This window comes from Streptomyces sp. NPDC048278, assembly GCF_040652195.1.
GTDB lineage: Bacteria > Actinomycetota > Actinomycetes > Streptomycetales > Streptomycetaceae > Streptomyces.
The window spans coordinates 103,659-116,784 of the sequence record NZ_JBEZLP010000010.1; the positions used below are offsets into that span (position 1 = coordinate 103,659).

Annotated in this window: 10 protein-coding genes; 5 read left to right on the plus strand and 5 right to left on the minus strand. The window is 73.2% G+C overall.

Annotated elements, in window-relative coordinates; all coding sequences use genetic code 11:
- Window positions 1-48: 48 nt before the first annotated feature.
- Window positions 49-747, plus strand: a complete 699-nt coding sequence (locus AB0D74_RS19350; protein WP_362587839.1) for a hypothetical protein — start codon at window positions 49-51, stop codon at window positions 745-747.
- A gap of 18 nt (window positions 748-765) precedes the next feature.
- On the opposite strand, the gene AB0D74_RS19355 is transcribed toward AB0D74_RS19350, so the two are convergent.
- The gene (locus AB0D74_RS19355; RefSeq protein WP_362587842.1) at window positions 766-2,445 is read right to left on the minus strand and encodes a serine/threonine-protein kinase; all 1,680 of its coding nucleotides are present in this window, start codon (window positions 2,443-2,445) and stop codon (window positions 766-768) included.
- Window positions 2,446-2,656: 211 nt separating this feature from the next.
- A complete protein-coding gene (locus AB0D74_RS19360) occupies window positions 2,657-4,114 on the minus strand; it encodes a catalase (protein WP_362587845.1) in 1,458 nt (485 codons plus the stop codon).
- Window positions 4,115-4,551: 437 nt separating this feature from the next.
- Between AB0D74_RS19360 and AB0D74_RS19365 the strand changes: the two genes are divergently transcribed.
- Window positions 4,552-4,758: a hypothetical protein gene (locus tag AB0D74_RS19365; protein ID WP_362587848.1), complete on the plus strand. Its 207-nt coding sequence runs from the start codon at window positions 4,552-4,554 to the stop codon at window positions 4,756-4,758.
- A 151-nt stretch (window positions 4,759-4,909) separates the two neighbouring features.
- Here AB0D74_RS19365 and AB0D74_RS19370 read toward each other — a convergent pair whose 3' ends face one another.
- Together AB0D74_RS19370 and AB0D74_RS19375 are read right to left on the minus strand one after the other, a co-directional pair.
- The gene (locus AB0D74_RS19370; RefSeq protein ID WP_362587851.1) at window positions 4,910-6,526 is read right to left on the minus strand and encodes a cation acetate symporter; all 1,617 of its coding nucleotides are present in this window, start codon (window positions 6,524-6,526) and stop codon (window positions 4,910-4,912) included.
- A complete protein-coding gene (locus tag AB0D74_RS19375) occupies window positions 6,523-6,966 on the minus strand; it encodes a DUF485 domain-containing protein (RefSeq protein WP_362587854.1) in 444 nt (147 codons plus the stop codon). The genes AB0D74_RS19370 and AB0D74_RS19375 overlap by 4 nt, the downstream gene beginning before the upstream one ends.
- Before the next feature lie 672 nt (window positions 6,967-7,638).
- On the opposite strand from AB0D74_RS19375, the gene AB0D74_RS19380 reads away from it, so the two are divergent.
- Window positions 7,639-8,823, plus strand: a complete 1,185-nt coding sequence (locus tag AB0D74_RS19380) for a type III polyketide synthase (RefSeq protein WP_362587857.1) — start codon at window positions 7,639-7,641, stop codon at window positions 8,821-8,823.
- A gap of 43 nt (window positions 8,824-8,866) precedes the next feature.
- Here AB0D74_RS19380 and AB0D74_RS19385 read toward each other — a convergent pair whose 3' ends face one another.
- Complete coding sequence (locus AB0D74_RS19385) at window positions 8,867-11,008, minus strand: ATP-binding SpoIIE family protein phosphatase (protein ID WP_362587860.1); 2,142 nt, start codon at window positions 11,006-11,008, stop codon at window positions 8,867-8,869.
- A 211-nt stretch (window positions 11,009-11,219) separates the two neighbouring features.
- On the opposite strand from AB0D74_RS19385, the gene AB0D74_RS19390 reads away from it, so the two are divergent.
- Window positions 11,220-11,822, plus strand: a complete 603-nt coding sequence (locus tag AB0D74_RS19390) for a helix-turn-helix domain-containing protein (protein ID WP_362587863.1) — start codon at window positions 11,220-11,222, stop codon at window positions 11,820-11,822.
- Window positions 11,819-13,075 carry an MFS transporter gene (locus tag AB0D74_RS19395; protein WP_362587866.1) on the plus strand — a complete coding sequence of 419 codons (1,257 nt, stop codon included), beginning with the start codon at window positions 11,819-11,821 and terminating at the stop codon, window positions 13,073-13,075. The genes AB0D74_RS19390 and AB0D74_RS19395 overlap by 4 nt, the downstream gene beginning before the upstream one ends.
- The last annotated feature ends 51 nt before the right edge of the window (window positions 13,076-13,126 follow it).

Genomic DNA, 13,126 nt, shown 5'->3' on the forward strand with positions numbered 1-13,126 from the left:
CCACAGACCAAGGGCACCGAGGGCCGAGAAGTCCGAGCCAAAGTCGGCGTGATCGGTGCCAGGCTCCAGGGCATGGAGATCCTGCTGCGGACCGCCCTCGCCCCCTGCCTCGTCCTGCTGGTTTCCGCCGTCGCACGCCGTTCCGGCCCACGCCTGGGCGGGCTGCTGCTCGGCGTGCCGATGACCTCGGTGCCGTTCGCCATGCTCGTGTGGCTGGACGCCGGGAGCGGCGCCGCCGCCCGGGCCGCGCGCGGCCTCGCCGCGGCCCAACTCGCCGTCGCCTGCTTCTGTCTCGCCTACGGACGCCTCGCCCCCGCCCTGCGGCCGGCCCGCGCACTCGCCGTCGCCCTGACCTCCACCGCCGTGGCCGCCGCGGCGGCGGCCACGTGCCCGAACGTCTGGCTGACCGCCGTCGGCGCCCTCGCCGTGACCTGCGCGGGGCTCGCGACCTGGCCGCCCCTGCCGCCCGCCGGACGCCCCGTCACCCGCAGGGTGAGCCCCGGCCGGGAGGTCGGGACGCGGATGGCGCTGTCGGCCGTCACGATCCCGCTGGCGATGACCGCCGCCCGCGCCCTGGGCCCCTTCGCCGCGGGCGTCCTTGCCGCGTTCCCGGTCCTGCTGGCCGTGATGGCCCCGGCCACCCACCGCGCGACCGGTCCGCAGGCCGTCGCCGTGATGATGCGCGCCGCGCTGACCGTCGTACCCGGCACCCTCGCCTTCCTGCTGCTGCTCTCCGTCGCCCTGTGAACGCCCCGTGGCGGCCGGTCAGGTGACGCGCCGGAGGCGGGTCGGTGAGCCCCCCGTCTGACTGCCTTCGGCGCCGAGCGCCAGGGTGTCGGCCCCGTGCTTCGACAGGGTGTAGAGGTTCCCGGGTCTGCACACCACACCCAGCGAAGGATCCGTGGGGGTGCTGGTGACCGCCTGGAACACCATCGACGTCGGGTGCGTCTCCTGCAGCCGCAGGGTCTCGGTGCAGCCGATGTCGTCGCCGCTGCCCGCCTCGGTCACCTCGCTGACCTGCCGGCCCACGAGCTCGCCCCGCTCGGCGGCGTGCAGGGTGAGGGTCACGGACACCTTGGTCGTACGGGCGGTGAACACGCCGTCGCCCGCGGTGGTGCCGGGGCCGGTGCCCGTCCAGGTCCCCACCCAGGCCGCGGGCAGCGCGTTCGCCGCGGCCTGGCCGGACGAGGACGCGGCGGAGGAGGAGGTCACCGGCGGAGACGTGCCGTCCGTGTGCTGACCGTCCCCGCCCCCGTTGCCGGCTCCGCCCCACCAGACCGCGGCGGCGACGGCCGCGGCCAGGACGGGCAGCCCGACGGCCACGAGAGCGGTCCGGGTCCGGGCCGATCCGTTCCCGGTGGCCGCGGGAACCGCGGCGGTCCCGGCCGCAGGACCGTACGCCGGCGGCGGACCGAACCCCGGCACGGCGGGCGCGGGCGCGACCGGTACCGAGGGCGTGGGCGTGACCGGCGCCGAGGGCGCGGCCGGTGGCGCGGGCGCGGCCGGTGGCGCGGGCGCGGTGCGCGGCGGCGGCACGGCGTTCGACGCCTCCAGCACGGCCCGCAGTTCGGCCTCCCGCGCGGCGAGATCCTCGGCCAGACCCGGCGGCAGGACGGCGGCCCACTCCGGGCAGCCGGGGCCGAGGCGTTCCAGCAACTCGACCGCGCCGGGCCGGGATTGCGGCGCCTTGTGCAGACACGCCGTCAACACCGGCAGCAGGGACTCCGGTACGCCGTCGAGCCGGGGTTCCTCGTGCACGATCCGGTAGAGCAGCTGCGCCGCCGAGGGCTCCTCGCCGCGGCGCAGGAAGGGCCCTTCACCGGTGGCCGCATACACCAGGACCGCCGCGAGCGAGAACACGTCACCGGGTTCCGCCGCGGCGCCGCCCGTGATCTGCTCGGGAGCCATGTAGCCGGGAGAGCCGATGACACCGCCCGTGCGGGTGTGCCGGGTGTCGTCGGCGGCACGGGCGATACCGAAGTCGATGAGCAGCGGATGGCGCCGGCCCAGCAGCACGTTGGACGGTTTCACGTCCCGGTGCGCGAGCCCCGTCCGGTGCACGGCCCGCAGCCCCTCGGCGAGTTCCGCTCCGAGAGCACGGACCGCGGCCTCGGGCAGCGGACCGTGCCGGTGCACCCGGTCGGCGAGGGCCGGCGCCGCGACGTACTCCGTGGCCAGCCACTGCGGTCGCTGCCCCGGCGCGCTGTAGTCGACGACCGCGACCGTCCACGGCGAACGGACCTGGTCGCTGCTGGCGATCTCACGCGCGAACCGTTCCTCGAACCCCGGATCCAGCGCGAGTTCGCTCCGCACGGTCTTCAGCGCCAGCGGCCGGCCGGAGGACGTGCGGGAGAGGAAGACCTGCCCCATCCCTCCCTCCCCGAGCCGCGCCAGCAGCGGGTAGCCGCCGACGGCGGGCGGATCCGTGGGATCGAGACTTCTCATGAACGTCTCCGGGCGGTGAGCGCGGCGCGGCCGGGCGGCCCACCACCTGCGAGCGAAGCCCCCCTTGGCATCCGCGTGGACATGGCCTGCGGTGAGGTATTCATATCAGTTGGTGCGATGCGTGCCACGAACGGCACCGAGCTCGTGAAGGTGCCGTGCGAGCCCGGGGGCCCGCACGGCACCTTCACTGTCGGGTGGCCGTGATGTTCCGCTAGGCGCCCTTCTCGCGTACGCCGTCGGCGATGCGCTTGCCGATCGTCTCGTCGATGTTCGTCCAGTACGTGAACGCCCGCTGGAGGACCGGGTCGCTGACGCCGTCGAGGAGGTGCCCCACGACGTTGTCGACCAGCCGGTCGCGGGCGGCGTCGTCCAGCACCTCCCGCACCAGCGTGCCGGGCTGCCCCCAGTCGTCGTCCTCGGGGTGGGAGACGTACGCGGCACGGACGAGCTCGCCGTCCGCCTCCCAGGTCGGCGGCGGGCCGAAGGCGGCCGGGTCGGCGGCGGGGCCGCCCTTGGAGTTCGGGGCGTACACCGGGTCGGACGTCTTGCGGTACGCCATCGCCCCGTCCTTGGAGTACGTGCGGACGTCGACGACGGGGGCGTTCACCGGGAGCTGCTGGTAGTTGGCGCCGATCCGGTGCCGGTGGGCGTCCGCGTAGGAGAACAGCCGGGCCAGCAGCATGCGGTCCGGGCTCGGCCCGATCCCGGGCACGAAGTTGTTCGGCTGGAACGCCGCCTGTTCGATCTCGGCGTGGTTGTCGGTCGGATTGCGGTCCAGGGTCATCCGCCCGACCGGGACGAGCGGGTAGTCGCCGTGCGGCCACACCTTGGTGAGGTCGAACGGGTTGAAGCGGTACCCCGCGGCGTCCGCGTACGGCATGAGCTGCACGTACAGGGTCCAGCTGGGGTACTGGCCGTCACGGATGTGCTCGAACAGGTCGCGCACGTGGAAGTCCGTGTCGACGGCGGCCGTCTGGTCCGCCTCGTGCTGGGTGAAGAACTCGATCCCCTGATCTGTCTTGAAGTGGTACTTCACCCAGAACCGCTCGCCCTTGGCGTTGATCCACATGTACGTGTGCGAGGTGTAGCCGTTCATGTGGCGCCAGGTCCGGGGGATGCCCCGGTCGCCCATCAGCCAGGTCACCTGGTGCGCGGACTCCGGGGAGAGCGTCCAGAAGTCCCACTGCATGTCGTGGTCGCGCAGGTTGCTGTCCGCACGGCGCTTCTGGGACCGGATGAAGTGCTGGAACTTCATCGGGTCCTTCACGAAGAACACCGGCGTGTTGTTGCCGACCATGTCGTAGTTGCCCTGGCCGGTGTAGAACTTCACCGCGAAGCCGCGGGGGTCGCGCCAGGTGTCGGGGCTGCCGCGCTCACCGGCGACCGTCGAGAAGCGGATGACCAGGTCGGTACGGGCGCCGGGCTGGAAGAGCCCCGCCATGGTGTAGGCGCTGACGTCCTCGGTCACCTCGAAGCGGCCGAACGCGCCGCTCCCTTTCGCGTGCGGCTGGCGCTCGGGGATGCGCTCCCGGTTGAACTGTGCCATCTGCTCGATCAGATAGGCGTCCTGGAGCAGGATCGGCCCCCCGGGCCCCACGGTCAGCGAGTGCTCGTCGCTCTCGACGGGGGCACCGGAGTCGGTCGTGGTGAGGGGTGGCTTCTGCGTCATGACTCTGCCTTTCTCAGCACGGGGCAGTGGGCGGCGGTCCGCGCGGGGACCCGGGGTCCTGACGGAGCCCTCACGGAGTCCTCACGGTGTCGTCAATGGGGGTCGGCACGGTGTAGTCAATGGGGGTCGGCGCGCACGCGACCGCACGCCCCGGGACGGCGCCGTACCGGTGTGCTCGCGTTCTCGCGTCCTTCGTGTTGTCCGGGGCCCTGCGGCTCCGCCGGATCGGGTGACCCGGTGTGCGCGGGGCAAACACCGGACGTCCGGCGGCCCGGTGCCCGGTTCCCGAGCCGCGTGCCGACGGCGGGCCCGGCCCGGCTCTCCGGCATCCAGCGTGGTCCCACCGGGCCGGAGCCGCCACTCGGGGGCCGGCGGCGTTTTCCGAGGTCGGCCGCCGCCGGTCGTGTCCCCGGCCGGGGACGGTCGTTCCTCAGGGCATGAAGAGGATCATCACTGCCGCCGCGCTCGCTCTGACGGGCGTGGCTCTCGCCGCCCCTGCCCACGCGGACGGAACCGGCCCCGGCCCCTCCCGCGACCTCGCCACCAAGGTCGCCGGGGCGCTGCCCAAGGCCGCGGTCGCGGGGCTCAACGCAGCCGCCACGTCCATGACCACCGGCCTCCAGGACCGGGCCCCGGCCAAGTAGACCGGACCACCGAACAGGTTCGTACGCCGAACAGGTCCGTCCGTCGGACAGGCCGAAAGATCCGCCCGGCCCCGACCCGGTTCCCGCCCCGCGGCCCGGGTCGGGGGACGACCCCGCCCGGCCGCACCCGCGGTGCGCCGCCCTCCGGCCCCTACCGGGGCGAGCGGCGTGGCGGCGGACCGGTGAGCAGGTGGCGCTCGTGGGACGCGTACCGGCTGCGTTCGCGGTCGGCGGACCGCCTGCCGGCCAGGACGGTGGTGAGCCAGCCGGCGAGGAAGCCCGCGGGCACGGAGACCAGCGCGGGCGTGTTGTAGGGGAACCAGGCGAAGTCCGCGTCGGGGAAGGCGGACAGCGGTGTCCCGGAGACCAGGGTGGTGCCGGGGGCCAGGGCGAGCACCGTCAGCGAGCCCACCACGAGGGTGGCCACCAGCGCCGTGCGCGTGAAGCGGCGCCAGAAGAGGGTGTAGATGAGCGCCGGGGCGATGGCGGAGGCGCCCAGGGTGAAGGAGACCGTCGCCAGGGGCTGGAGGCTGCGGTGCTGGGCGAGGACGGCCAGCAGGATGGTCGGGATGCCCACGGCGAGGGCGCTGCACCGGGCGAGGGTGAGCTCCCGGGCCGGTGCCGGGGGAGTGGCGCGGGACGCCGTCAGGTCGTGGGCGAGGGTGTTGGCGCAGGCCAGCGTCATGCTCGCGACGGAGGCGAGCAGCGTGAGGAAGACGGCGGTGGTGACGGTGGCGAAGAGCAGACTCTCCGGCCGGGACAGCTCCGCTCCGAACGCGGCACGGGCGCCCAGCAGGTAGGCGGTCGTGCCGTGCGCGTCGGCCGCGGCGATGCGGTCGTGACCGACCAGCGCGGTCGCGCCGGTGCAGATCAGCGTGAGCAGGAGGATGAAGAGGGTCACCGACGAGACCGCCCAGGACATCGCCCGGCGGACCTGGCGCGGGGTGCCCGCCGTGTACATCCGCATGGTGACGTGCGGCAGGCAGGCGCCGCCCAGCACGATGGCGCACTGGGTACTGGCCATGTCCAGGGCCGGATGGGGGCTGCTGGAGTACTGCAGCCCCCAGGTCAGATAGGCGTCACCGGCCCCGCTCCGCCCGGCCGCCGCATGGAACAGCGCCTGGGGCTGCCAGTCGAACGTACGCAGGATCAGCACGCTCACCACCAGCCCCGAGCCGAGCAGCGCCACGGTCTTGAAGATCTGGACCAGCGCGGTGCCGGGCATCCCGCCGAGCGCCGCATAACTGATCATGAGGACACCGGCGCCTGCCACGCACCCGTCCTGCATGCCCGTGTCGGAGAACCCGAGGACGTACGCCAGGAGTTCACCGACACCGGCGAGCTGGACGACCATCATCGGGACGAGTGCGGCGAGGGTGACCAGGCAGGCCGTGACGCGGACCGACCGGGCCGGGTGGCGGCGGGCCAGCGCGTCGCCCATGGTGTAGCGGCCGGTGTTGTGGAGGGGTTCGGCCAGCAGGAACATCAGCAACAGCAGGGACAGCAGAGCACTGAGGGCGAGGACGATGCCGTCGTAGCCGCACAGGGCGATGATCCCCCCGATGGTGAGGACGGTGGCGGCGGAGATGTAGTCGCCGGCGATGGCCAGCCCGTTGCGCAACGGCGACAGGGACCGGTAGCCGGTGTAGAACTCCGCGAGGTCGTCCGCCTCCGGGCCGGTGAGCACGCACAGCAGCAGGGTGAGGGCGACGACCGAGCAGAACGCGACGAGGGACCAGGACTGGGCGGAGCCGCCCAACCCGGTCACGGCGCCTGCTCCCGGTCCGCGCCGGCCGCGCCCGTCTGACGGCGGGCGCGCCGCGCCAGGGGATCCACGAAGCGGTGCGCGGCGGCTTCGTGCAGGAGGACCGCCAGCCAGGTCACGGGGATCTGGACGAGGGCGAGGACCAGTCCGGTGGGCAGCCCGCCGGGGCCGGGGCGGGCCATCAGCGACGGTGCCTTGACGGTGAGCGTCAGGAAGGCGGCGAAGTAGCCGAGCGCGGTGACGGTCGCCACCCGCCGGTGCCAGCGGTGTGCCCGCCGCAGCAGGCGCAGGGTGCGGTGGGCACCGGACCGAGGGCCCGCCGAAGAGGCGTCGTACGGCTGTTCGCCGGTCGACCAGGTCGGGGCCGGACGCTCGTGGGGAATCCGGTCCGGGGCCGGATCGGGAAACCAGTCCGAGGGTAAATCAGGGGCATCGTAGGACATTTCGGCAACTCCTCGATGGGGACCGCGGACCCGGCCGTGACGGGTCGCGAGCGGGGAGAGCGGTTCGAACGGTCGCACGGTGTGCGGCCGGGAGCTCGGGGGAAGCCGTATGCGCCGGTCGTCCGGGGTGCCGTCTCCTGGGGGAGCGGCCGGGTGGGCAGGGCGCCATGGTCTCCGACGTGGGCGTTGTCCGCCAGGGGTGCGGCCGGACTCGGTGCGGGCGGTCCGCGGTGCGCGGGGCTGACGTCGGGATCTCCGGCGGAGGTGATGAAGCATGTGCGGAGCGCGGGGTGGCGCGATTCGTTCGAAAAGTGCGCCGTCGCACACCCCATGAGCCCCAGGCCGCCCGCCGGTTGACCCACCCGCGCCCGGCGCGACTGTGACGCACCTCATGGGTGGCGTAGGTCTCGGGCTGCCGCTCGATTCGTACGGCGCTCAACTTCCCTGAGGCATAAGGAGTTTGCGCAGCAACGATCTATACCGGGTGGTTGTGTACTCCTGTCACGCAAGTGCCGGAAGGAACTGTCGTCGCTTTCCGGGTACATGGGGAAACCCCGAGGTTGTCGAATGCGAAGTACATTGCAATGACGGTGTCTTGACCCCAGGTCTGGTCAATCGGGCCTATTTCGGACACTTAACTCATTTACCGGCTTTCTGTGAAAGATGCGTGCTATGGGCGCCTATCTGACTCCTCCAGCCGTCGTACAAGGCGAACATGCCGTGCAGACCGGCGAGATCCTCGCCGAGGTGCGGGGACGGCACCCGCAGGCGCCGTGGCTCTCCCGGATCGACGGCATCGCCGGGAGCACGGGGATCGACACCCGCGGCTGGATGCTGCCGCTGGAGACGGCCACCGGGCCCGGCGGCGGTACGGGCCTGCGAACTCCGGGCGCCGGCCCGGCCCGTGCGGCACTGGCCCACCAGGGGTTCACCGAGCAGGAGGTGAACCGCGCGATCGCCGCGCTGGAGGCGATACCCGCGCCGCAGACCGTCCAGGAGCGCACCGCGCCGGCCTGGGCGGCCGTGCAGTCGTACGGGGAACGCGCGGCGCGTGACGCCCTCCGGGCCGGCGGACTCGACACCACCGACGTCGACTGCCTGATCACCAGTCACTCCACCACCCCGGCCCTGCCGGGTCTCGACCTCTCCCTCCTCAACCGACTCGGGCTGCGCAACGACGTCCTGCTGCTGCCGGCCACCCAGTGGGCCTGCATCGCCGGCACCCGGTCCCTGGCACTGGCGGCCGACCTCGTCGCCGCGGACCCCGACCGGGTGGTGCTGGTCGTGATATCGGAGGCGCTGAGCACCACCTACCAGCCTGCCGACGACACGCTGGAGTCACTGATCGTGCGGCTGCTCTTCGCGGACACCGCGGTCGCCGTGGCGGTCACCGGCCGCCCCCGGCCGGAGTCGGTGCTGCGCCTGGACGCGGCCTGGCACCACACCCTGCCCGGCACCACCGACCTGCACCGGCTGGAGACCCGGGAGGACGGCACGCACTTCGTGATGGACCGCCGGGGACCGCGCGCCGTACAGGAGACGGTGGCCGCGATGTGGCAGTGGCTGGGCGCGCGGCACCGGGACGACGGGGAGCCCTGGCATCCCGATCTGCTGCTCGCGCATCCCGGCGGCACGCGGGTCCTCGAGTACATGGAGCAGACGATGCCCGACACGTGGCCGGAGGGGCTGCTGGCCTACAGCCGCGACAGCTACACCACCGGCAACCGCGGCGGTGCCGCCGTACTCGACATCCTGCGCCGCGCGCACGACGCGGGACAGAAGTCCGGCAGCCGGACGGTGCTGTACGCCGCCGCGCCCGGACTGACGGCCACGGCCCTCGAAGGGGAGTGGCTGTAGGCGGCTGCGGGCCGCCGGTGCCGGTTCCGGCGCGGCACCGGCGCTATCCCTCCAGTTCCGCCCAGACGGCCTTGCCGGTGTCGGTCCACCGCACCCCCCAGCGCGTGGTCAGCTTGTGGACGACGTGCAGGCCCCGCCCGCCGTCGTCGAGCGGGTCACCGCGGCGCAGCCGAGGCCGGCCGTTGCCGGTGTCGCCGACCTCGCAGGTCAGCCGGTTCCCGGCGTGCACCAGCCGCACCGTCACCGGCCCGGTGCCGAACCGGACGGCGTTGGTGACCAGTTCGCTGATCACCAGCAGCGCGCTGTCCCGGGCCTGTGCGCCCATGTGCCAACGGCGCAGGAGGGGCGAGGCCAGGGCACGGGCCCGGGCGGAGGTGTCGTCACGGGCGGGCAGCCGATAGGTGGCGGTGTCCCGGCCGCGCCGCCCGGCCATCCGGGCCAGCAGCAGGGTGACGTCGTCGCGCAGCGGCTCCTGGGGACCCAGCCGGGCGACCACGCGACGCGCGGCCTGCTGCAGATCGTCCCAGGGATGCACGTCGCGCACCACGTCCGTCAGCCGCCCGATGCCGTCGTCGATCGAGACCGCCGGATCCTCCACCAGGCCGTCGGTGTAGAGGACGAGGAGCGAACCGGGCGGCGCGGCGAACTCGTGCACCTCGAACGGCTCCCGTACGACGAACTCCGCCCCGAGGGCCGGGTGCGGCTGCGCCGCGACCGTCTCCGCGAAACCGTCGGGATGCACCAGGACCGGGGGCAGGTGGCCGGCGTTGGAGATCAGCACCCGGTGGTCGACCGGATCGTAGACCGCGATGCAGCACGTCGAGCCCAGCGCGCTGTACCCGGCGGCGAGGCCCGCGTCCGTGTCGTCCAGCAGGGTGACGGTCTCGTCCAGCCGCTCCAGCACCTCCCCGGGTCCCAGCCCCGCCGACAGCAGGGCCCGCGCCTCCATGCTCAGCTGGCCCATGGCCGCCGCGGCCCCCAGGCCGTGCCCGACGACGTCACCGACCACCAGCGCGGTACGGTCCCCCGGCAGCGGAAAGCTGTTCACCCAGTCACCGCCGACGCCCGCGCTGTCCGGGGTGGTGGGCTCGTACACACTGGCGACCTCGATGGTGTCGCTGCCGGTCCGCGGCAGCAGCCGCCGCTGCAACGCCAGGACCTGGGCGTGCTCACGCTGGTGCTGGCGGGCCAGGTCCACGTGCCGGGCGGTCTTGGCCACGAGTTCCTGGAGGTCGAGCAGTTCGGCGTCGCCGAAGAGGCACTCCGGGCGCCGCCAGACCTCCGTCACGCCCAGCACGATGGGTCTTGGCGCGCCCTCCGGTCCCTCCACGACCAGCGGTATGCAGGCGACGCTCACCGGCCGGTTGCCGGGCACCAGGGCGCGCACCAGACGGGGATCGTCCAGCGCCCGTTCGATCGCCGCACGGTCGGGGAAGACGACCGCGTGGGGAACGTCGTCGCGCATGACCGCGCCGGCCAGCAGGCGGCTCGCCTCACGGGGGAGGTTGTCCCCGGGCGTCAGATACCCCTCCGGCCAGGCCCGGTCCGGCACCAGGGCCGCGCGCCGCAGCCGGATCCGGTCCTGCGCCTGCTCGGTGACGGCCTCGCCGGTCCATACGGCGTAGTCGAGGTTGACGGCGGCCACGTCCCCCCAGGCCAGCAGGGACTGGGCCAGTGACTGGGCGGTCTCCCCGATGTCCAGGGACGTGCCGATCGCGGTGGCCGAGGCGTACAGGTGCAGCCGCTTGGCCATGGCGATCAGCGAGACCGTCAGGCCCTCCTCCGGCGGCGCGGCCGGCAGGATGCTCATCGAGACCACCAGCTCCGTCCCGTCGTCCCGCCGCAGCCGCTGGACCCGGGCGACATGCGCCTCCCGCGTCTTCAGGACCCGCCGCAGCCGTTGCGTGACCGTCGGTACGTCCCCGGGCGGCAGCAGATCGGCGAAGGCGCTCCCCGGCGGGGCGCTCACCCCCGCGAACGGGGAGGCGTCCAGATTGGAGCCGCTGACCCGCAGATCCGGGCGGAGACCGACCACCCCGAGGATCTGCTCCCCGTCCTCGGCCTCGCCGTCGGCCCCCGAGGAGTGCTGCCTGCCCACCACCGTCGCTCCGCCCTTCGGGATGTAGTCCCCCAGGGCGCCGCTGACCGTGTCGAACGGCGAAGCAGAGGAGGGTGTGGGGTCCATGCAGCTCACACAGCTCGCTGACTCCGGCGCGTACCGGCAGATCTTCCCGAGTCCATGCGGTCGGGTCCGCAGAACCCTCTCCCGCACATCTCATGAGTAACACAAATACCCTGCTCACCGAAGGGATAAAAGTGATCAAAACAACACGAACTGCGAGTAACGCCAGGGCCGAGCGCTTGTAAAGGTTTCTTTAGAAAGATATCTTTACATCATGGACCGGAGACAGCTCACCGACCCGCGTGCGCTCCGCGCGTACGCCCATCCGTTCCGCCTGACGCTCATCGGGCTGCTGCGCAGGGAAGGCGCGATGACCGCGACCCGGGCGGCCGAGCTGACGGGGGAGTCGGTGGCCGGCTGCTCGTACCACCTGCGGATGCTGGCCAAGTACGGGCTCGCCGAGCAGACCGGCGACGGACGGGGCCGGGAGAAACCCTGGCGGGCGACGGCGTCGTTCACCTCCTGGCCCGGCTACACGGCGGACCCCGAGGTGCGGGAGGCCGCCACCGCACTCAGCCTCGCGGTCGTCGAGCGGTACTTCACGGAGGCGAGCCGCTGGCTGGAGAACCGGCACACCGAGCCCGCCGACTGGCAGGAGGCGGCGCCGCTGGGGGACGCCACGATCTTCGTCACCGCCGCCGAGCTCAAGGAACTCGACGAGAAGGTGTGGGAGCTGCTCCGGCCCTACATCCGCCGCACCGAGGATCCGGGACAGCGCCCCGCCGCGGCCCGCCGCGTGTCGTACGTCCACTTCGGGCACCCGGCACGGGAGTTCGGCACGCCGGCCCGGGGCGAGGCGGAAGAACCGCCCGCGTGACCGCGGCCGGGCGGTTACCCGCCCTCCTGCGCGAGCAGGCCTTCCGCCGCTACTGGACCGGTCAGACCGTCTCGCTCTTCGGCGACCGGATCACCCAGATCGCCCTGCCCCTGCTCGCCGTCCTGACCCTGGACGCGGGCCCGGCCCAGATGGGGTGGCTGACGGCCGCCGGGCTCCTGCCGAACCTGCTGTTCTCCGTGCACGCCGGCGTCCGGGCGGACCGCAGCGGGCGACGCCGGCGCATGATGATCGCCGCCGACCTCGGGCGGGCGCTGACCCTGGCCTCGGTCCCGGTCGCCTGGGCGCTGGGCCTGCTGGGCCTCGGCCAGCTCTACGCCGTCGCGTTCACGGCCGGCACCCTGAGCGTGCTCTTCGACGTGTGCGACGCCGCGCTGTTCGTCTCCCTGGTGCCCGCCGACCGCTACGTCGAGGGAAACTCACTGCTCAACGGCAGCCGGGCCATGTCCTTCATGGGCGGCACCAGCGCTGCGGGACTGCTGGTGCAACTCCTGTCCGCCCCCGTCGCGCTGCTCGCCGACACCGCCTCCTACCTGGCCTCGGCCTGGCAACTGTCCCGGATCCGTCCCGTCGAGCCACCGGCCGCCACCCACGCCGAGGGCGGCCTCACGGCCGGTTTCCGCCACCTCGGGCGGTCCCGGATCCTGCGCGGCTACTACGGGGCGGTGACCACGCTCAACCTGTTCAACTTCGCCTTCCAGGCGGTCTTCGTCCTCTACGCCACCACCGAACTCGGTCTCGGCCCGGGCCTCCTGGGCGCCGTGCTCGGCTGCGGCGCCGTCGGCTCGGTGCTCGGAGCCCTGCTGACGGGCAGGATCGTGCGGGGGCTCGGAACCGGGCGGGCGGCACTCCTCGGCCTCTTCGCCTTCCCGGCGCCACTCGTCCTGGTCCCGCTGGCACGGGGCCCCGTTCCCGTCACGGCGGCATGCCTGCTGCTGGCGGAGTTCGGCTCCGGATTCGGCGTCATGCTCCTGGACATCGCCGGCGGCTCCCTGACCGCGTCGCTGATCCCCGACACCCTGCGATCCCGCGTCGCGGGAGCCGCCCGCCTCTTCGGCTACGGCATCCGCCCCGTCGGCGCACTCGCAGGCGGCTGGCTCGGCTCCGCGATCGGCCTGCGCCCCACCCTCTGGATCGCCACCGCGGGCGCACTGCTCGGCCTGGTGTGGGCACTGCCCTCCGGGACACTCCGGCCCGCGCACCCGACCCCCACCGCCGTCCGGCCGGCGGACTGAGGAACCGCCTGCCCCCGGCCCGGTCCGCCCCCGGCCGGGCCGGTCCCGATC